Here is a 19,871-nt window from a genome sequence, read left to right on the forward strand (position 1 = left end):
GTTTTGAAATTTTATAGAAATACTAATGAAATGTAAATTAAAATTAAAACGCTATCAGTAAGCATTTTTCTATTTTTTCTCATTTGTTTTTAAAAAAAAGCTATGCTAAAATTATAAAAATCACTAAAAAGAAAGGATAATATTATGACAGTTCGCAAAAAAATGCATAAATCAAAGAAAAAATGGGTTGTCGTCAGTGTTGTGACAACAGCTCTAGCAATTGGTGCCCAAGGCATGGAGGTATCGGCTAAGGCTGAGGAAACTTCCGGCAATGAGACTTCAGCAGCTAAACAACTAGAAGCGCCAGCCAGCCAGACTCAAACAGCCGCAGCAGAAACAAGTTCAGCTGCTAATAGCACTGAAAATGCAACAGTTCCATCACAAACAGAAGGAGTAAAGGACAATCAGTCTGCTGGACAAACAGTGCCTACTGAACAGGCTGCAGCTCAGACAGAAAAAACTGAAAATAGTTCTAATGTGAAGGCTCCTAGTCAGACAGAGGCAGAAACAACAAATAAAACTACCCATCAAGCAGCATCTCCAGTAAGCGAGAATACTACAAAAACAACAGCCAATAGTTCTGAAAATACTGGAAAAACGACATTAAAGAATGCTTCAACAGAAATTACAGGAAAATCTGTATCTGATTCTTCAAGTAAAGGATCAAATGAGACTCAGACAAGTAAACCTGCAACGCCTTCGGGAAAGGATGATAAAGTTACAGAATCAACCTATAATCCTAAAACAGGCCTGACTGAATCTGCTTATCAAATTGCTCAAGAAGCAGGGCTTGATATTAGTAAGTTAACGGCTGTTCAAAAACAAGCTCTTAATCGGATGAAGATGAATCAAGAGTCTCAGTCAGGTACGCAAATGACTTATAAACAGTTTCAGGATATCGCTGATGTGTTAGTCAAACAAGATCCTCGTTACGCTATTCCTTATTTTAAGGCAGATGCTATTCGAAATATGCCAGCAGCGACAACCAGAGATGCCCAAACAGGCCAAGTAGCTGATCTTGATGTCTGGGATTCTTGGCCGGTACAAGATGTCAAAACAGGAGAAGTTGTGAATTGGAATGGCTATCAGCTGGTTGTTGCTATGATGGGAGTTCCTAATACAAATGACAATCATATCTATCTCCTTTATAATAAGTACGGGGATAATGATTTAAAACATTGGAAAAATGCTGGGTCTATATTTGGCTATAATCAAAATGCGCTTACTCAGCAATGGTCCGGTTCTGCAACTGTTAATGACGACGGCACCCTTCAGCTTTACTATACAAAAGTAGATACAAGTGATAATAATAGTAATAATCAAAAACTAGCTTCTGCCACTTTAAAACTTTCTTTTGATGATGAAAATGTGCATATTGATTCGGTTGAAAATGATAAAGTGCTGACACCTAATGGTGGTGACGGTTATTATTATCAAAGCTATAAACAGTGGCGTTCCACCTATACTGGTGCTGATAATATTGCTATGCGTGACCCACATGTCATTGAGGATGATAAAGGAGATCGTTACTTGGTTTTTGAAGCTAGCACAGGCAGTCAAAACTATCAAGGCGAAGATCAAATTTACAACTGGAAAAATTATGGCGGTGACGCAGCTTACAATGTTAAAAGTTTATTTAGATTTCTAGAAGATTCTGATATGTATGAAAGGGCTAGTATTTCAAATGCTGCGATTGGTATTTTGAAACTTACAGGTGATGTCAAATCTCCAGAAGTAGCTGAATACTATACGCCGCTTATCAGCTCACCAATGGTTAGTGATGAAATTGAACGTCCTAATGTTGTTAAATTGGGTGATAAATATTATCTTTTTGCAGCATCACGCCTTAATCACGGAAGCAATAATGATGCTTGGCACCATGCTAATGATATTGTAGGGGATAATGTTGTTATGCTAGGCTATGTTTCAGATAAACTTACAGGCGGCTATAAACCTTTAAATAATAACGGAGCTGTTTTAACAGCTTCAGTTCCTGCTGACTGGCGGACAGCAACCTATTCTTATTATGCAGTCCCAGTTGCAGGTTCTAAGGATAAGGTTTTGATCACAGCTTATATGACTAACCGCAATGAAGTGGCTGGTAAAGGTAAAAACAGTACTTGGGCACCTAGCTTTTTGCTGCAGATACTGCCTGATAATACAACGAAAGTTCTCGCTAAAATGACTCAGCAGGGAGATTGGATTTGGGATGAATCCAGTGAAACACAAGATACTGTTGGTACTTTAGATACTGCTCATTTACCTGGTGAAAACGACGGTTATATTGATTGGAATGTTATTGGCGGCTATGGTTTGAAACCGCATACTCCTGATTCAGGCCAAGACCAAAATCCTACTGACAATAAGAAGCAAGATAATATTATAACAATTAATTATAACTTTAATTTTTCCGGCAGCTCTGTCCTGACTAAGCAGGATATCAAAGACTTTATTAAATGGCTTGCTCCTTATCTGACAGGTGATGTCAATAATAACAATAATAACAATAATCTAAATGTCAAAGACAATACCGTTACCATTAATATCAATTATAATGTAGCTAATAAATCGCAAGATGAAACAAAGTCTAAAAAGGATATCAGTCAAGAAAAGAAAGAATCTAAACTCAATACTATTGATTCTAATCATGCGCAGAAAGCTTCTGTAAATCCTCTTTTAGCTCCTTTCGCTCTTGGTTTGACACTTGTATCCGGCTGGTTTGGCTTTAAAAAATTTAAGAAAGACTAGGTTTACCATTATCCATTAATACGTTAATACACTCCAATGTTAGATTTTATATTTAACTTGGAGTGTTTTTTGTATAAGCTGCTTTTGGGATGAAGTAAATATATTAGCAGGAATAAATACTCTATTTGCTTAATTAGTTTAATCCGTTTGTTTTTCGTGGTACAATAAAAATGTTAGAACAAAATAAAAACGATCTATCCAAAACAAGTATGTTTTCCTGGATAGGGCTGTTTGATAATGCAAAGTAAGGGGTAAGTGAATGACATTTGAAGAGATTTTGCCAGGATTAAAGGCTAAGAAAAAATACGTTCGCATCGGCTGGACAGGCAGTGAAAATTATGTACAGCTTTTTGATACGATTGAAGTAGATGGCGAAAAACTTGAAGTAACACCTTATTTTTTGATAAATGTATCAGGTGCAGGGGAAGGCTTCTCTATGTGGAGTCCGACGCCTTGTGATATACTGGCAACAGATTGGATGGAAATTGATGACTAAAAAAGTGCTGGTAACAGGAGTGTCCAGCGGCATTGGTTTGGCTCAGGCTAAGATTTTTTTGGAAAATGACTACCTTGTTTACGGTGTCGATAAATCTAAAACACCAGATTTAGAAGGGAATTTTTATTTTTTACAGCTGGATCTAAGAGACAGTTTGCAAGAGCTTTTTGACTGGTGCCCTCAGGTAGATATTCTTTGTAATACAGCTGGAGTTTTAGATGATTACAAACCTCTTTTAGAGCAGACAGAGGACGAAATCAGACAGATATTTGCTATTAATTATTTCAGTCAGGTGGAAGTGACTCGAAACTATTTGCTTGGTATGCTAAAAAAGCAGTCAGGGACGATTATTAATATGTGCTCTATTGCTTCGCATTTAGCTGGAGGCGGCGGACATGCTTATACCAGTTCAAAACATGCTTTAGCAGGTTTTACACGGCAATTGGCTTTAGATTATGCAGATCAAGGCATACACGTTTTTGGTATTGCACCAGGTGCAGTAAAAACAGCCATGACTGCTAAAGATTTTGAACCGGAAGGTTTAGCTGCCTGGGTAGCTGATGAGACTCCTATTAAGCGTTGGATTGAACCAGAAGAGGTGGCAGATTTGACATTTTATTTATCTTCAGGGAGAACGCAGGCTCTGCAAGGTGATATTATTGAGATAGATGGCGGTTGGGGGCTGAAATAAAAAGAAAATGTAAGAAGGTTGAAAGCTTACTGCTTAGTGCAAAAACTCCCTTTTATGAGATTAAAAAGCTGGTAAGTTTATTGATAAACTAATCAGTTTTATTTATACTTTTTTGAGCCATTTCCTTATTTAACAACTTATTAGAAAAATGTTATAATGAAATGAACATTTTGTTGTCTATTATTTTATAGTATAAAGGAATTTTTATGAATAATTACGCTATTATCCTTGCTGCAGGCAAAGGAACACGAATGAAATCAGAACTTCCCAAAGTTTTACATAACGTTTCAGGCATTACCATGTTGGAACATGTTTTTCGCAGTGTATCAGCTTTGAAGCCTGCTAAAACGGTTACTGTCATTGGCCATAGAGCTGAGATGGTACGCGAGGTTCTGGGGGATCAGTCCGAATTTGTTATGCAAAAAGAACAATTGGGCACAGGCCATGCAGTTATAATGGCTGAGGAAAAATTGGCTGATTTAGAAGGGCAGACTTTGGTTATTGCTGGAGATACACCTTTAATTACCGGGGAAAGCCTTCAAAACTTGGTGGATTATCATAGAAGCCATAAAAATGTAGCCACTATTTTAACCGCTGAAGCTGAGAATCCTTATGGTTATGGCCGTATTGTCCGTAATCAAAATGAGGAAGTCACTAAAATTGTCGAGCAAAAAGATGCTTCTGATTATGAACAGCAGATTAAAGAGATTAATACAGGTACTTATGTATTTGATAATAAACAGCTTTTTGAGGCTCTTAAAAAAATTACAAGAAATAATGCTCAGGGAGAATACTACCTGACAGATGTGATTAGTATTTTCAAAGAAGCTGGTGAAAAAATTGGTGCTTATAAACTATTTGACTTTAATGAAAGTCTTGGTGTCAATGATCGTCTGGCATTAGCGACAGCTGAAAAAGTAATGCGCAACCGTATCAATAAGGACCACATGCTTAAAGGAATTACTTTTACTGATCCTGAAAACACTTATATTGATATTGATGTTGATATTGCACCTGATGTGGTTCTTGAGGCTAATGTTACTCTTAAGGGTAAAACGAAAATTGAAACAGGGGCTGTTTTGACTAATGGGACTTACATTGTAGATTCAGTGATTGGTGAGGGAGCAGTTATTACACATTCAATGATTGAGTCTTCACAGATAGGAAAAAATGTTACAGTAGGTCCTTTTGCCCATTTGCGCCCCAAAACGGTTCTTCATGAAGGCGTTCATGTTGGTAATTTCGTTGAAATTAAAGGTTCTATGCTGGGTGAAAGAACAAAAGCTGGTCATTTGACTTATATTGGAGATGCGACAGTTGGCCATGATGTTAATTTTGGAGCAGGAACCATTACAGTGAATTATGACGGGCAAAATAAATTTAAAACAACTATTGGCGATCATGTTTTTGTTGGAAGCAACTCAACACTTATCGCGCCTCTTAACATTAACAATAATGCTTTGACAGCAGCAGGGTCTACCATTTGTGAAGATGTTCCAGCAGATAGTGTTGCTATTGGACGCGCCCGCCAGGTCAATAAAGAAGGCTATGCTTTGAAAAAACCTCATCATCCCAATAATCAGTAGGAGTTACTATGGAATTTGAAGAAAAAACAATCAAGCGTCAGGATATTTTTAAAGGTAAAATATTTCAAGTGGCAGTTGATGACGTTACCTTGCCAAATGGTCTGGGAGAAGCTAAACGTGAGCTTGTTTTTCATGGCGGTGCAGTGTCTGTTTTAGCCGTGACTCCTGAAAACAAACTGCTTATTGTAAAGCAGTATCGAAAGGCCATTGAAAAAATTTCTTATGAAATTCCAGCAGGAAAGCTAGAAGTTGGAGAAAGCGGCAGTGAAAAAGAGGCTGCTTTGCGCGAACTGGAGGAAGAAACAGCTTATACAGGGGATTTAGAGCCTATTTTTGAATTTTATACTGCTATTGGTTTTTGCAATGAAAAGATTAAATTGTATGTTGCAACGAACTTAAAAAAGGTGGCTCATCCTCGCCCGCAAGACGATGATGAGGTTATTGAACTGTTTGAATTGACCTATAATGAGTGTATGGATTTGGTGGCATCAGGTGCTATTGAAGACGCAAAAACTTTGATTGCTCTTCAGTATTTTGCTCTGCATTTTAAGGATAAATAAAGGAAATTATTATGAGTAAACCGCTTTTGACAGATGAAATGATTGCGCGTGCTAATCGTGGTGAAAAATTAGATGACTATCATAAAGGAATCTTTGACAGCGAAGAGACGATTGTCATTTCAACGGATCATTACAAATCTGACTGGAAACAGGAAGAAGATAGAAACTTTAGGCCAGATTTTGATGTTTCTGATGATTATGATTACGATGAACCTATGGTTAAAAGCCGACGTATTGAAAATGCTAAGCGCGGAGAATTTCGAACGAAACTTAATTGGATTTTGCTAGGAATTGCTTTGTTATTAGCGATTTTAATATATGCAGTTTTTAAATTATGAATGAAAAGGAAAAGAAATGAAAATTGGAATTATTGCCGCTATGGAAGAAGAGCTAAAACTTCTTCTGGAACATTTAGAAAATAAGGAAGAAACAATACGTTTAGGGCGTTCTTACTACAGCGGCAACTTGGGGAAACACCAAGTTGTTTTGGTCCAAAGCGGTGTTGGCAAGGTGATGAGTGCTATGAGTGTAGCTGTACTTGTCGATTATTTTGAAGTTGATGCTTTGATCAATACAGGTTCAGCAGGAGCTTTGGCGTCTGATTTAGCTGTTGGTGATGTAGTTGTTGCAGACCGTTTAGCATATCATGATGTTGATTTAACTGCTTTTGATTATGCATTTGGACAAATGTCTGGACAGCCGCTTTATTTTGAATCTGATCCGATTTTTGTGAAAACTTTTACTGAGGTTTTGAAAAAACATCATATTAACAGTCGAATCGGTCTGATTACAACGAGTGATTCCTTTATGGCCGGTAAAGAAGGAAGGGATTTTGTTAAAGAAAGGTTTCCTCAGGTTCAGGCTGTTGAGATGGAAGGAGCTGCTGTCGCTCAGGCTTCTCTAGCAGCTGACCGTCCTTTTATTGTTGTTCGTGCTATGAGTGATACAGCTGCTCATGATGCTAATCTGACTTTTGATGAATTTATTATTCAAGCAGGAAAACAGTCAGCTCAAGTTCTTTTAGATTTTTTAGAAGAACTTGACTGAAAAGATGACTTGATGCACACAAAAAAAGCCTATCTGTCAGCTCTTTAAGTGAAGCTGCTAGATAGGCTTTTTACTATGGCTGCTCTTTCTATTTTCAGGGCTTGCCATTCATTAATGTTGAGAGTATTTCATTTAAAACTTTTGATAAAGCTATTATTTAAACTTGCCATTTTTAATGATGGTAATATGCTTGATGATAACTTTTTCTTGAGGCTTACCTTTATTATCAACTTTAACCTTAGAAATGTCATCAATAATATTCATACCTTTGATAACCTGTCCAAAGATAGTATATTGCCGATCGCCGCTTGGATACCCTCCCTTTTTATAAGCATTAATAATTTTTTGGGGATATAGTTTGGGATTTAATTGTTTAGAGACATTTTTATGATTTTGGACAATGTAAAACTGACTGCCATTTGTATTTTTACCTCTGTTGGCCATCCCTAGAGCACCTCGTAAATTATAAAGTTTATTGGAAATCTCATTGGCAAAGCCTTGTCCGGAATCTTTTCTCTTATCTTTTCCCTTCCAGATAGACTCTCCGCCGCTCCCGTCTCCTTTAGGATCTCCGCCTTGGATCATAAAATCAGCTATAACACGATGGAAAGTCAGGTTATTGTAATAGCCATTTTTAGCATGTGTGAGGAAATTTTCTACAGCTAAAGGTGCATATTTTGGGAAAAGTTTAAGAGTAATATCTCCTTTGGAAGTTGCTATTTTAACCTTTGCTTCATCTTTAGCTACCTTATTGGATAATTGGGGAAAATGCGATTTGTTTAGCTTTTTTAAAGTATCTTCAGCCTTCTTTTGGGCAATGCGGGCATCAACGTATTTATCACCTTTGACAGCACGATCAATAGTATCACAGCCAGCTAAAAAAATAAGTGCCACGATTATAATACTTAAATATTTTTTCATCACTTCTCCTTAAATATTAAAAGTTATATTTATTGTATCATAAAATTAAGGGAAGTAAGTCCTTTTCTCAAATAATAGAAAAATGATATAATAAAAATATGGCTAAGACAAAGAGTAAACGAAAGGGACGGACAACCCGCCGTCCAACAAAAGCAGAGCAAGAAAGACAAAAAGCAATAAAGCGCATGATAATAGCTTTTATCACAGCCTTTATTCTCTTTTTTGCGATTTTTAAATTAGGGCGTGTTGGTATAACAGTTTATAACTTTATTCGCTTATTTGTTGGCAGTTTAGCTTATCCTGCTATCTTTGCGGTTCTTATTTATCTTTTTGGGACAAAATGGCTTAGAAAATTTGAAGGTTTAGTCGGTGGTTTTGTTGTTACAATGATCGGTTTACTGTTAGAATGGCAAGCCTATCTTTTTTCCTTAGCTACTATGAAAAATCAAAATGTCCTAAAAGGTACTCTGCAGGTTGTTTTTAGTGATCTCGTAAATGTGCGTGTTGCCAATTTTGCTGGCGGAGGGATCTTAGGAGCTCTGATCTATATGCCGGTTGCTTTTCTCTTTTCAAATATAGGTTCTTTTTTAATTGGGGCTCTGTTCATTATTCTTGGTTTCTTTTTGATGAGTCCTTGGAATGTCTATGATGTTATGAATTTCTTTAAAAGAGCCTACAGTAAATTACAAACCAAACATCAAGAACGCCGTGAAAAGCGCTTTGCAGAGAAAGAAGAAAGACGCTTAGCAAATCAGGATGCTCTTCAAAAAGAAAATGCTAATGCTGCCTATAATGCCGCTATCGATCTCGAGACAGGCGAAGTTCTAGATCAGGCGCAAACGATTGATTTAGATGATATTCCAGACAGTCGCCATAAAGAACCTGAAATTATTGGCTACCAAGCAGAGCCAGACCTTTATGAGGTTTCAAAAGAAGCAGAAACTTTGGAAGAAAAAAATAAAAATAATCAAGCACCAGCAGACCAAGAGAATGAACTTGATGAACCACTGGTGATGGATTTTGCACCGAAAGAAAATTTGCATTATAAGCTTCCAAGCATAGATCTCTTTGCAAAAGATAAACCCAAAAATCAAAACAAAGAAAAAAAATTAGTACGTGAAAATATTAAAATACTGGAAGAAACGTTTGCTAGTTTTGGAATTAAAGCTAATGTTGAGCGGGCTGAAATAGGACCTTCTGTTACGAAATATGAAGTTAAGCCGGCTGTAGGTGTACGTGTCAACCGCATCTCCAATTTGGCGGATGATCTGGCTTTAGCTTTAGCTGCTAAAGATGTTCGGATTGAAGCACCTATACCTGGTAAATCTTTAGTTGGGATTGAAGTTCCAAATTCGGAAATTGCTACGGTTACTTTTCGTGAACTTTGGGAACAAGCTAAAACATCACCGGATAATCTTTTGGAAGTTCCTTTAGGAAAAGCTGTGAATGGCTCTGTACGCTCCTTTAATTTAGCCAGAATGCCGCATATTCTTGTAGCAGGATCAACTGGTTCAGGAAAGTCTGTTGCTGTTAATGGTATTATTGCCAGTATACTCATGAAAGCTCGACCAGATCAGGTTAAGTTTATGATGATTGATCCTAAAATGGTTGAATTATCTGTCTATAATGATATTCCTCATTTGCTGATCCCTGTTGTAACGAATCCTCGTAAGGCTAGTAAAGCTTTACAAAAAGTTGTTGATGAAATGGAAAGACGCTATGAGCTTTTTAGCCAGTTTGGCGTTCGAAATATTGCGGGTTATAATGCTAAGGTTGAGGCATTTAATCGTCAATCTGAGACAAAGCAGATTTCTTTGCCCCTATTAGTTGTTATTGTTGATGAGTTAGCTGATTTGATGATGGTTGCTAGCAAGGAAGTAGAAGATGCTATTATTCGCTTGGGGCAAAAGGCGCGAGCAGCAGGAATTCATATGATTTTGGCAACACAAAGACCGTCAGTTGATGTCATCTCGGGACTGATTAAGGCTAATGTCCCATCCCGTATTGCCTTTGCTGTCTCCAGTGGTACAGACAGTCGGACAATTTTAGATGAAAATGGGGCAGAAAAGCTGTTAGGACGCGGTGACATGCTTTTTAAACCAATTGATGAAAATCATCCCGTACGCCTACAAGGCTCTTTCATCTCTGATGATGATGTGGAACGTATCGTTTCCTTTATTAAAGAACAGGCTGAGGCTGATTATGATGACAGCTTTGATCCTGGTGAAGTAGCTGAAACTGAAGGTGCTGCCAATGAGGAATCTGCAGAAGGCGATCCTCTTTTTGAAGAAGCTAAAGCTCTGGTGTTAGAAACACAAAAGGCTAGCGCTTCAATGCTGCAGCGCCGCTTGTCGGTAGGCTTTAATCGTGCAACCCGATTGATGGATGAATTAGAAGAAGCAGGCGTCATTGGTCCTGCTGAAGGTACTAAGCCGCGTAAAGTTTTACAAAACAATTAATAAAAACAAAGGAGTAAACATAAAGGCCGATTTTTATAAATAGGAGCCTTTATGTCTACTCCTTTATTACTTTATTAAATAGTATACTAGCTTTAGTCAAGATATAAATCACTTGCTGTGAGCGCTTACAAATAATTACGATTTATGCTATAATGATCATAACGATAAGCAGAAAGGATGATTAAAATGGCTGAAAAAAATCGAGTTGCTGTTGTTACTGGCGGCGGCCGCGGTATTGGTAAAGGAATTGTTGCACAATTATGTGCGGATGGTTATGCAGTAGTTGTTGCTGATGTAGATGCTAATATTGCTAAAGCTACTGCTGATGAAATGCTGTCCAAAGGTTTTAAAGCAGTGAGTGTTGAAGGAGATGTTGCTAAAAGAGAAGATCACGATCGTTTTGTTCAAACTGCTGTTGACCATTTTGGACGTTTGGATACTTATATCAATAATGCTGGTATTGCCCAGATAAAAACATTACAAGAAGAAACTACTGAAGATTTAGAACGCATTTATGGTATCAATGTATTTGGGACTTTATATGGCATTCAGGCTGCAACAGCTCAATTTCGGAAACAAGATGATGGCGATAAGGTTCGTAAAATCATTAATGCCTCTAGTATTGCTGGTCATGTTGCCTTTGATCTATTGGGAGCTTATTCCTCAACTAAATTTGCTGTTCGTGGACTGACACAGGCTGCAGCGAAAGAACTAGGTAAAGAACATATTACGGTAAATGCTTATTGTCCTGGTATTGTTGGTACAGATATGTGGGATCTAATTGATGAAAAAATGGTTGAAGTCAAGGGAGGTCAAAAAGGACAATACCTTAAGCAGTATTCTCAGCTGATAACTTTAGGACGTGTGCAGACACCTGCAGATGTCGCTAATTATGTTTCCTATCTAGCCTCTGCGAAATCTGATTATATGACGGGACAGGCTGTGCAAATTGATGGCGGTATCCAATTTATATAAGAAATAAAAAAGCTAACTGTAAGGCAAAAAGACAGCTGCGCACAAGTTAGCTTTTTTTGGTTAACAGAGAATTTTCATGATACATTATATAAGAAAAATAGCAATAACAGTGGCTAAGTAGAAAAAGAAGGTCAAAATGAAACCTGCTCTCCAAAAGAATTTGATGAATTTCTTTAGAGAGAAAGCTTTTCTTTTTTGTAGTTGCCTAATAGCTAAAACTAATGATAAGACAGACATAGCAGCTAAATAATGCGGTAAAAAACTATGGGTATAGAATTTAGCAGAAACTAAAACAATTTCTGCTGCAAAAAGTGGCAAGGCAATATCAGCTAAATTAAGTCTGAAACGTCTAAGATTAAAGGTTGCTACAATAATATAAGAAAAAACTAAAGTCAGAAAAATAAAGGCAAGAGCCATTAGCTTATACATAATCATACATTCATTTTATAATGATTTTGAAAGAAAGTAAACTTTAAGAAACAAATTTACTAGAAAATAAAATGAAACATGACGAAATCTCTTGTATTTTCCTAAAGATAGTGTATAATGAATGAGTATGCATAAAGCATGCTTGTGGGAGGCAAAAATCTTTTAATTGCCGAGAGAACCACAATAGGAGGATTTTATATCATGGCTAAAAAAGTCGAAAATATTGTAAAACTTCAAATTCCTGCTGGTAAAGCAACACCAGCTCCGCCAGTTGGACCAGCACTTGGTCAAGCAGGGATCAACATCATGGGATTCGCTAAAGAATTCAATGCTCGTACAGCTGATCAAGCAGGTATGATTATTCCAGTTGTTATCTCAGTTTATGAAGACAAGTCATTTGATTTCGTAACAAAAACACCGCCAGCTGCTGTTCTTTTGAAAGAAGCTGCAGGTGTTGATAAAGGTTCCGGTGAACCAAACAAAACTAAAGTTGCTTCAGTGACACGTGCACAAGTACAAGAAATTGCTGAAACAAAAATGCCAGATTTGAACGCTGCAAACATTGAGTCTGCAATGCGTATGATTGAAGGTACTGCTCGTTCTATGGGATTCACTGTTACGGATTAACAGCAAAAAATCCTATTTACCCGCAATACTTGATCATAGGTGACGAGTGACGTGGGAGATTTTAAAATCAAATCGATATGACCACATTACAAGGAGAAGATAAAAATGGCTAAAAAAAGCAAACAATTACGTGCTGCTCTTGAAAAGATTGACAGTACTAAAGCCTACAGCCTTGAAGAAGCTGTAGCACTCGCAAAAGAAACAAATTTCGCAAAATTTGATGCAACCGTTGAAGTTGCTTATAACTTGAATATTGACGTTAAAAAAGCTGACCAGCAGATCCGTGGCGCTATGGTCTTGCCAAATGGTTCTGGTAAGACACAGCGTGTCCTTGTTTTTGCTCGCGGTGAAAAGGCTGAGGAAGCAAAAGCTGCTGGAGCTGATTTTGTTGGGGAAGATGATCTCGTTCAAAAGATTAATGGCGGTTGGTTAGACTTTGATGTTGTTATTGCAACACCTGATATGATGGCTATTGTTGGGCGCCTCGGACGTGTCCTTGGACCTCGTAACCTGATGCCAAATCCTAAAACTGGTACAGTAACGATGGATGTAGCCAAAGCAGTAGAAGAATCTAAAGGCGGTAAAATTACTTACCGTGCAGATAAAGCTGGTAATGTACAGGCGATCATTGGTAAAGTTTCATTTGACACTGATCAATTAGTTGAGAACTTTAAAGCCTTTAATGATGTTATTGCTAAAGCAAAACCTGCTACCGCAAAAGGAACTTATATTGCTAACCTTGCTCTTACAACAACGCAAGGGCCTGGTATCAAAGTAGATCCAAATTCATTATAGTTAGAGACGCTCAGACGAAAATCTGAGCGTTATTTTTTTGTCAACTTAATAGTGGGTGACGAAAAGCTATACCTGGAGAGAACCCGCTTAGTTCTCTCTTTTTGATGTTCAAGATTAAGAAAATGCGTTTCTTGAAGTTAGGGAAATTGCGATAGCCAAATCCTTGGTGCTTGATATCTTTGATAAATTTATTAATTGCTTCGAGTTTGGCGTTTGAGCGGTCTCATTCTAAAGCGTTTGCCATGTATGGCTTGTATTTTTCAAAGGTCTTAAAAACCGTCTGGAATAGCGGATTAGCAGTATCTTTGTGGTCATTAATCCGTTCGAAGAAAAGCTGGCTGATATCAACGGTGGTGATACTTATAAGTGTGTTGCCGGTACTGCGGGTACTGCAATATGTGGCGGTGTTGTAGGTGCTGGAGTAGGCGGTGCAATTGGTGCTGCTGCGACTTCTCCCGTTGCGGAAGGTCTTGGACTTGGTCCCCTTGTTGGCGCAGCTATTGGTTGGGATATTGGTGTTATCGGAGGAGGCCTTAAGGGTTACGCAGATTATTGTCGTTAGTCATCTCTCCTTTTTGGAGTTGTTCTATTTATATTTTCAAGTCATTAAGTTTGAATCACTCATACCTAAAATGAATATTTTAAAAGGGTTTGTTATGAGGATATCAACGATTGAATACTTGATGTAATGAATATGGGATGCTGACTACTGTAGCAGGTGGTGGCGTTATTGGAGCCCCCATTATGCTGTTCCTAGCTATTATGACCTAGTAGGCAGTGCGATGGTTAGGTTAGCAATATCACTGATATCATTAGAAATGCTATCGCTCATTACTATTGACTTCATTATTAATTAAGTTTAGCTGGTCTTTTTTCTGCTTGATGCGAAAAAAAGCCAGCTTTTCATCGGAAAATTACAAGTAATAAAATAACACCTCTAATTGGTTTTTGAATCAGTCTGAGGTATTATTTCTAGGCTCTATAATTTCTGTAGTGGGTAAAACCACCGCAGAGATTATAGGGCTTTTTTAAAGGAAAAGATACTATAAATTTTATAAGAAGTATGATAAAATATTAGAGATAATGTAAGGAGTAAGTATAATGGTAAATCCCAAATATAATCGTGTGTTGGTTAAGCTATCTGGTGAAGCCTTAGCTGGAGAAAAAGGAATTGGTATTGATATTCCTACCGTCCAGACAATCGCCCAAGAGATCAAGGAAGTTCATGATTCGGGTGTTGAAATTGCTCTGGTTATTGGCGGAGGTAATCTTTGGAGAGGTGAACCTGCATCAGAAGCCGGTATGGATCGTGTTCAAGCTGATTATACTGGGATGTTGGGTACAGTTATGAATGCTCTTGTGATGGCAGATGCACTTCAGCATGTTGGTATTGATACGCGTGTTCAAACAGCGATCGCCATGCAGCAGGTGGCTGAGCCTTATATTCGAGGTCGGGCACTGCGGCATCTGGAAAAGGGACGTATTGTTATTTTTGCGGCAGGTGTTGGTTCTCCTTACTTTTCGACAGATACGACTTCAGCCCTTAGGGCTGCTGAAATTGCAGCTGATGCTATTTTGATGGCTAAAAATGGGGTAGATGGCGTGTATAATGATGACCCGCGTAAAAATGCGGATGCTATTAAGTTTAATGAGCTGACCCATATGGAGGTACTAAAGCGCGGTCTTAAAATTATGGACTCCACTGCTAGCTCGCTGTCAATGGACAATGACATTGACCTAGTTGTTTTCAATCTTAATGAATCGGGTAATATTAAGCGTGTTATTTTTGGTGAACAGATTGGGACAACAGTTACAAATAAAATTTCGAAATAATAAGGAGAATAAAAATGGCTAATGCTATTATAGAAAAAGCTAAGGAACGTTTTGAACAGTCACACCAGTCTCTTGGACGTGAATTTGCCAGTATTCGTGCGGGTCGTGCTAATGCTGCTTTATTAGATCGTATTGAAGTAGAATACTATGGTGTTTTAACTCCATTGAATCAATTAGCTTCTATTTCAGTTCCAGAAGCACGTGTTCTTTTAATATCACCATTTGATAAATCATCATTAAAGGATATTGAACATGCTATTAATGCTTCTGATCTTGGAATCAATCCAGCAAATGATGGTTCTGTAATCCGCCTTGTCATTCCTGCTTTGACAGAAGAGACACGCCGTGATTTAGCTAAAGAGGTTAAAAAAGTTGGTGAGAGTGCTAAGGTAGCTATTCGCAACATTCGCCGTGATGCAATGGATGAGGCTAAAAAAGCAGAAAAAGCTAAGGAGATGACAGAAGATGAGCTGAAATCTCTTGAAAAAGATATCCAAAAAATTACTGATGAAGCAGTTAAGCATATTGATGATATGACTACTAATAAAGAAAAAGAATTACTTGACGTGTAGCAGTGAGATAAAACCCAGCTGGCAAAAGCTAGCTGGGTTCGTTTTCAATTGATCAGCTAAAATAAAAAAGATCTGCTGTTTACTAGTTAAAAACTATTTCAGAAACATCCCTTAAGAAGCAAAGAGCGGCAGAAAGTACGATAAAATGGCTAATAGCCATTATAAGCTATATTAGCAGCATTTGCCTCTTTCCATAAATCTTTGAAGAAATGAAGTTAACTAAACATACAGCATATAAAGCAGGAGCAAATGAAGGAGTAAGCATGAAGAATCAATTATTGGCAACAGTCCTTACTGGAATGGTGACTGACGAAAACAAAGAATTTTATTTTGTCCAAAAAGATGGCTTTACTTTTGCTGTAGACAAGGCTGAAGGACAGCACAAAATTGGTGATATGATCAAAGGTTTTGTTTATCTTGATAAGCAGCAGAAAGCACGTTTAACCACTATTGAGATAAGAGCAACACGTCAAACTTACGGCTGGGGGATTGTGACAGAGGTGAGAAGGGATTTGGGTGTTTTCCTAGATATAGGTCTGCCGGATAAACAAGTGGCTGTATCCTTGGATAATTTACCAAATTTAAGAGAACTATGGCCTAAAAAGGGCGATAAACTTTATGTTCATCTTGACATAGACAGAAAAGACCGTATGTGGGCAGTACCAGCTGCACCTGAAGTTTTTCAAAAAATAGCTGGACGAGCTTATAATAATATGCAAAATCAAACTTGGCCGGCCATTGTTTATCGTTTGAAAATGTCAGGAACTTTTGTTTATCTTCCTGAGAATAATATGCTTGGTTTTATCCACCCTAGTGAGCGTTATACAGAGCCGCGTTTAGGAGAAGTTTTGGATGCACGCGTTATTGGTTTTCGTGAAGTGGATCATACTCTTAATCTTTCTCTTAAACCACGTTCTTTTGAGATGTTGGAGAATGACGGAGAGATGATTTTAACCTATCTTAAGAGCAATGGCGGTTTTATGACTCTTAATGATAAATCTTCCCCTGCAGATATTAAGGCAGTCTTTGGTATCTCTAAAGGTCAGTTTAAAAAGGCGCTTGGCGGCTTGATGAAGGCTAAAAAAATTAAGCAGGATATGAACGGAACAGAATTACGATAATGAAGTTATGAAAAGGGTAAATTTATTTCCTTTTGTTTTGCTGATCCTTATTTTTAAAAGGCAGCTTTCTATTTTTTTAAAACGTGGCCTTATCTGTGAGGAAATAATTGATTAAAATATAATGAAACTTTTTTAATTTTAATGTTATTTTATGTAAGTAAATTGTAAGTATCATCTGCTGGACTGTTTAAGTTATATTTCCCAAAGGAAATCTAGATGATACAAAACTGTAATATAAGGTTTGACCGGCATTTTATAAGCTTTTAAAGCTTGACATTAACAGTAGAATACGTAAAATGATAGGTAAGAGCTGTGCTTATTATGCGATTCCGGATAGCATCTAGCAAGCTCTTACTTATTTTTAATCATTAAAATTTTTTAAGAATTTTAATGATTTTTGAGTCATCTCAACTAAAAGGAGACGTCATCGGTATGAAATTAAGTCAAAAAGTATCCCTTGTATTAGCTGCTTCTTTAGGACTAGCTGCAGCTGCTCTTGCTGCTAGCCCTTCGGTATCAGCAGATCAAGCTATTAATGCTGAGCAAGCAAAAACAATTGCTTTGAATGATGCTGGTCTTAGTGCAGGGCAGATTCATTCTATCAAAGTGCACAGTGATTCTGATAATGATAAGCCTGTCTTTGAAGTAGAATTCAGCAGTAATGATTCAGATTACGATTATACCATTGATGCGGCTACTGGTTTTATCACTGAAAAAGATACTGATAGCCACAGCAATGTCAATGGCTCCCAAAAAGGACTGGCTAAAATTTCTGCAAATGAAGCTAAAAATAAGGCTCTAAAAGACGCAGGTTTGAACGAGAGTCGGGTCTCGTCTTTAAAAGTAGAAGCTGATTCTGACAATGATGTGCCTACTTATAAGATTGAATTCAAATATGGTAAAAGAGAATATCGTTATGTCCTTAACGCTCTTAATGGAACAATTACGGCTAAAGAAACCAATTAGTCTCTTTGATATAATTTTTTGATAAAATAAGATAAGACAAGCCAAGCTGCATTTTCAGCTTGGTTTTTTATTGCTTGATTTAAGTGTAAAGAAGGCAAACCAAACAAGCTTTCGTCTTTTACTGCTAAGAGTTAGGTATTTAGTTAATGCTGGCTGAATTTGCTGGCTTTTTTGCTATTAGAATACTCAATTTTTTGTTATAATATAAAAAAATAAATAAGGAGTCCTAATATGCAGCGCTCTATCTTTGCAGGAGGCTGTTTTTGGTGCATGGTCCAGCCTTTTGAAGAAAAAGAAGGGATTGTTTCTGTCCGTTCAGGCTATACTGGCGGTTATCTTCCCAATCCCACTTATGAAGAGGTCTGTTCTCATAAAACAGGACACACAGAAGCAGTTGAAATTATCTTTGATGAAAATGACATTTCCTATGCTGATTTAGTCGCTATTTATTGGACTCAGACAGATCCAACGGATGCGTTTGGCCAGTTTGCAGACCGCGGGGATAATTATCGACCAGTCATTTTTTATGAGAATGATGAGCAAAAGCAGATAGCAGAAAATTCAAAAAGACAGTTGCAAGAGTCTGGCCGTTTTGATAGTCCTATTGTGACTAAGATTGAACCAGTGTAGCCTTTTTATCCAGCAGAAGATTACCATCAAGCATTTTATCGCAAAAATCCAGAGCGCTATGCTTTAAGCAGTGCTCTTAGGCATGCCTTTTTAAAGGAGAAGTGGCAATGAGAAAATCTTTTTACACTTGGCTGATGGCGCAGCGCAATGCAAAAAGCCATGAACCTGCAGCCCTTTTAGCAGAGTTAGCTTTTGAAGATACAGCTTTTCCCAAACACACGGATGATTTTGAAAAAGTGAGCCGTTATTTGGAAGATGAAGCGTCTTTTTCCTTTAATCTCAGTGAATTTGATAAGATTTGGGAAGATTATTTGGCACATTAAAGTCACGCGTTTAGCGTGATTTTTTGATATAATGAAGGGAATATAAAGGTGAAAAAAGGAGCAAAATTTGCAAAATTATTCTGTTGAAATTAACTTAAAGCATCCAGATGATATGATGAATCTTTTTGGTTCCAATGAGCGGCATTTAAAATTAATTGAAGAGAATCTTGCTGTGACCATTCATGCTCGAACAGAGCGCGTTCAAATTTTAGGTGAGACTGAGGATCTAGTTGAGCTAGCAGGTCTGACCATCAAAGCTCTGTTAGTCTTGGTTGAGCGAGGTATGATTATCAATACTTCTGATGTTGTAACTGCGCTTTCCATGGCACAAAATGGCAGTATTGATAAGTTTGTGGCACTTTATGAAGAAGAAATCATTAAAGATTCTTACGGTAAGCCCATTCGTGTCAAGACTCTTGGACAAAAAGTCTATGTCGACAGTGTAAAGAGTCATGATATTGTATTTGGCATTGGTCCTGCAGGGACGGGGAAAACCTTTTTAGCGGTGACCTTAGCTATCACTGCTCTCAAACGCGGACAGGTCAAACGCATTATTCTAACACGGCCTGCTGTAGAAGCTGGAGAAAGCTTAGGGTTTTTGCCTGGGGATTTAAAAGAAAAGGTTGATCCTTACTTACGTCCTGTTTATGATGCTCTCTATCGTATTTTAGGAAAGGAACAAACCGTTCGTTTGATGGAGAGAGAAATTGTGGAAATTGCTCCCTTAGCCTATATGCGCGGCCGTACCTTGGATGATGCCTTTGTCATCTTAGATGAAGCACAAAATACGACCATTATGCAAATGAAAATGTTTTTAACCCGGCTTGGTTTTAATTCTAAAATGATTATCAATGGTGATATTAGTCAGATTGATCTGCCTCAACATGTGACATCAGGATTAGTAGATGCTTCTGAAAAATTATCAGCGATTAAACAGATTGATTTTGTTTATTTTTCAGCTAAAGATGTTGTACGTCATCCTGTAGTGGCTGAAATTATTAATGCTTATGAAACAGACATTAATAAAGATAGATAAACAAAATTCTTGAATAATTATGGTATAAAAGTGTATAATAAAAATAGTTATTTTAT

Annotated in this window: 19 protein-coding genes and 3 pseudogenes; 19 read left to right on the plus strand and 3 right to left on the minus strand. The window is 37.5% G+C overall.

Features of this window, described 5'->3' with window-relative positions:
- Positions 1 to 144 precede the first annotated feature (144 nt).
- From STRMA_RS01030 to STRMA_RS01060, 7 genes are all read left to right on the plus strand, one after another.
- Positions 145 to 2,748 (plus strand): glycoside hydrolase family 68 protein, encoded by a 2,604-nt coding sequence (locus STRMA_RS01030; RefSeq protein WP_003080963.1) that lies wholly within the window; start codon positions 145 to 147, stop codon positions 2,746 to 2,748.
- A gap of 259 nt (positions 2,749 to 3,007) precedes the next feature.
- Positions 3,008 to 3,244, plus strand: a complete 237-nt coding sequence (locus STRMA_RS01035) for a DUF2829 domain-containing protein (protein WP_003080303.1) — start codon at positions 3,008 to 3,010, stop codon at positions 3,242 to 3,244.
- Entirely contained in the window at positions 3,237 to 3,935 is a 699-nt protein-coding gene (locus STRMA_RS01040) for a 3-oxoacyl-ACP reductase (protein ID WP_003082189.1), read from the plus strand. The genes STRMA_RS01035 and STRMA_RS01040 overlap by 8 nt, the downstream gene beginning before the upstream one ends.
- 206 nt (positions 3,936 to 4,141) lie before the next feature.
- Positions 4,142 to 5,521 (plus strand): bifunctional UDP-N-acetylglucosamine diphosphorylase/glucosamine-1-phosphate N-acetyltransferase GlmU, encoded by a 1,380-nt coding sequence (gene glmU / locus STRMA_RS01045; protein WP_003079958.1) that lies wholly within the window; start codon positions 4,142 to 4,144, stop codon positions 5,519 to 5,521.
- An 8-nt stretch (positions 5,522 to 5,529) separates the two neighbouring features.
- The gene (locus STRMA_RS01050) at positions 5,530 to 6,081 is read left to right on the plus strand and encodes an NUDIX hydrolase (protein ID WP_003081888.1); all 552 of its coding nucleotides are present in this window, start codon (positions 5,530 to 5,532) and stop codon (positions 6,079 to 6,081) included.
- An 11-nt stretch (positions 6,082 to 6,092) separates the two neighbouring features.
- Positions 6,093 to 6,419 (plus strand): cell wall synthase accessory phosphoprotein MacP, encoded by a 327-nt coding sequence (gene macP, locus STRMA_RS01055; RefSeq protein WP_003079940.1) that lies wholly within the window; start codon positions 6,093 to 6,095, stop codon positions 6,417 to 6,419.
- Between the two features lie 16 nt (positions 6,420 to 6,435).
- Positions 6,436 to 7,128: a 5'-methylthioadenosine/adenosylhomocysteine nucleosidase gene (locus tag STRMA_RS01060; protein ID WP_003082259.1), complete on the plus strand. Its 693-nt coding sequence runs from the start codon at positions 6,436 to 6,438 to the stop codon at positions 7,126 to 7,128.
- Positions 7,129 to 7,281: 153 nt separating this feature from the next.
- On the opposite strand, the gene STRMA_RS01065 is transcribed toward STRMA_RS01060, so the two are convergent.
- Positions 7,282 to 8,049, minus strand: a complete 768-nt coding sequence (locus tag STRMA_RS01065) for a peptidylprolyl isomerase (protein ID WP_003080360.1) — start codon at positions 8,047 to 8,049, stop codon at positions 7,282 to 7,284.
- Between the two features lie 509 nt (positions 8,050 to 8,558).
- On the opposite strand from STRMA_RS01065, the pseudogene STRMA_RS01070 reads away from it, so the two are divergent.
- Positions 8,559 to 10,508 (plus strand): annotated as a pseudogene (locus STRMA_RS01070) (DNA translocase FtsK); the annotation flags it as partial.
- Between the two features lie 186 nt (positions 10,509 to 10,694).
- Entirely contained in the window at positions 10,695 to 11,483 is a 789-nt protein-coding gene (locus STRMA_RS01075) for an acetoin reductase (protein ID WP_040841700.1), read from the plus strand.
- A gap of 84 nt (positions 11,484 to 11,567) precedes the next feature.
- Here the strand turns inward: STRMA_RS01075 and STRMA_RS01080 are convergent, their stop codons facing one another.
- On the minus strand, positions 11,568 to 11,918 hold the full coding sequence (locus tag STRMA_RS01080; RefSeq protein WP_040841434.1) for a DUF3397 domain-containing protein: 351 nt from the start codon (positions 11,916 to 11,918) through the stop codon (positions 11,568 to 11,570).
- A 195-nt stretch (positions 11,919 to 12,113) separates the two neighbouring features.
- Here STRMA_RS01080 and rplK point away from each other — a divergent pair, with 195 nt between their 5' ends.
- Together rplK and rplA are read left to right on the plus strand one after the other, a co-directional pair.
- Complete coding sequence (gene rplK / locus STRMA_RS01085) at positions 12,114 to 12,539, plus strand: 50S ribosomal protein L11 (protein ID WP_003078507.1); 426 nt, start codon at positions 12,114 to 12,116, stop codon at positions 12,537 to 12,539.
- A gap of 105 nt (positions 12,540 to 12,644) precedes the next feature.
- Positions 12,645 to 13,334, plus strand: coding sequence for a 50S ribosomal protein L1 (gene rplA, locus STRMA_RS01090; protein ID WP_003080784.1), 690 nt, complete (start codon positions 12,645 to 12,647; stop codon positions 13,332 to 13,334).
- A gap of 29 nt (positions 13,335 to 13,363) precedes the next feature.
- Here the strand turns inward: rplA and STRMA_RS09625 are convergent.
- Positions 13,364 to 13,665: pseudogene (locus STRMA_RS09625) on the minus strand (transposase); the annotation flags it as partial.
- On the opposite strand from STRMA_RS09625, the gene STRMA_RS01095 reads away from it, so the two are divergent.
- The 8 genes and pseudogenes from STRMA_RS01095 to STRMA_RS01130 all read left to right on the plus strand — a co-directional run bounded on the left by STRMA_RS01095 (position 13,642) and on the right by STRMA_RS01130 (position 19,815).
- Positions 13,642 to 13,896, plus strand: coding sequence for a hypothetical protein (locus STRMA_RS01095; RefSeq protein ID WP_003081944.1), 255 nt, complete (start codon positions 13,642 to 13,644; stop codon positions 13,894 to 13,896). The pseudogene STRMA_RS09625 and the gene STRMA_RS01095 sit on opposite strands and share 24 nt — an antisense overlap.
- Positions 13,897 to 14,435: 539 nt before the next feature.
- Complete coding sequence (gene pyrH, locus STRMA_RS01100) at positions 14,436 to 15,167, plus strand: UMP kinase (RefSeq protein WP_003081292.1); 732 nt, start codon at positions 14,436 to 14,438, stop codon at positions 15,165 to 15,167.
- Between the two features lie 14 nt (positions 15,168 to 15,181).
- The gene (gene frr / locus STRMA_RS01105; protein WP_003079926.1) at positions 15,182 to 15,739 is read left to right on the plus strand and encodes a ribosome recycling factor; all 558 of its coding nucleotides are present in this window, start codon (positions 15,182 to 15,184) and stop codon (positions 15,737 to 15,739) included.
- Between the two features lie 263 nt (positions 15,740 to 16,002).
- Complete coding sequence (locus STRMA_RS01110; protein WP_003081753.1) at positions 16,003 to 16,860, plus strand: CvfB family protein; 858 nt, start codon at positions 16,003 to 16,005, stop codon at positions 16,858 to 16,860.
- A gap of 432 nt (positions 16,861 to 17,292) precedes the next feature.
- Positions 17,293 to 17,826 carry a PepSY domain-containing protein gene (locus STRMA_RS01115; protein ID WP_003080035.1) on the plus strand — a complete coding sequence of 178 codons (534 nt, stop codon included), beginning with the start codon at positions 17,293 to 17,295 and terminating at the stop codon, positions 17,824 to 17,826.
- Between the two features lie 231 nt (positions 17,827 to 18,057).
- A pseudogene (gene msrA, locus STRMA_RS01120) lies at positions 18,058 to 18,567 on the plus strand (peptide-methionine (S)-S-oxide reductase MsrA).
- Positions 18,564 to 18,779: a YozE family protein gene (locus STRMA_RS01125; protein ID WP_003081453.1), complete on the plus strand. Its 216-nt coding sequence runs from the start codon at positions 18,564 to 18,566 to the stop codon at positions 18,777 to 18,779. The pseudogene msrA and the gene STRMA_RS01125 overlap by 4 nt, the downstream one beginning before the upstream one ends.
- Positions 18,780 to 18,846: 67 nt before the next feature.
- Positions 18,847 to 19,815, plus strand: a complete 969-nt coding sequence (locus STRMA_RS01130) for a PhoH family protein (protein ID WP_003078664.1) — start codon at positions 18,847 to 18,849, stop codon at positions 19,813 to 19,815.
- Positions 19,816 to 19,871 lie beyond the last annotated feature (56 nt).

Source organism: Streptococcus macacae NCTC 11558, from assembly GCF_000187995.2.
Taxonomy (GTDB): domain Bacteria; phylum Bacillota; class Bacilli; order Lactobacillales; family Streptococcaceae; genus Streptococcus; species Streptococcus macacae.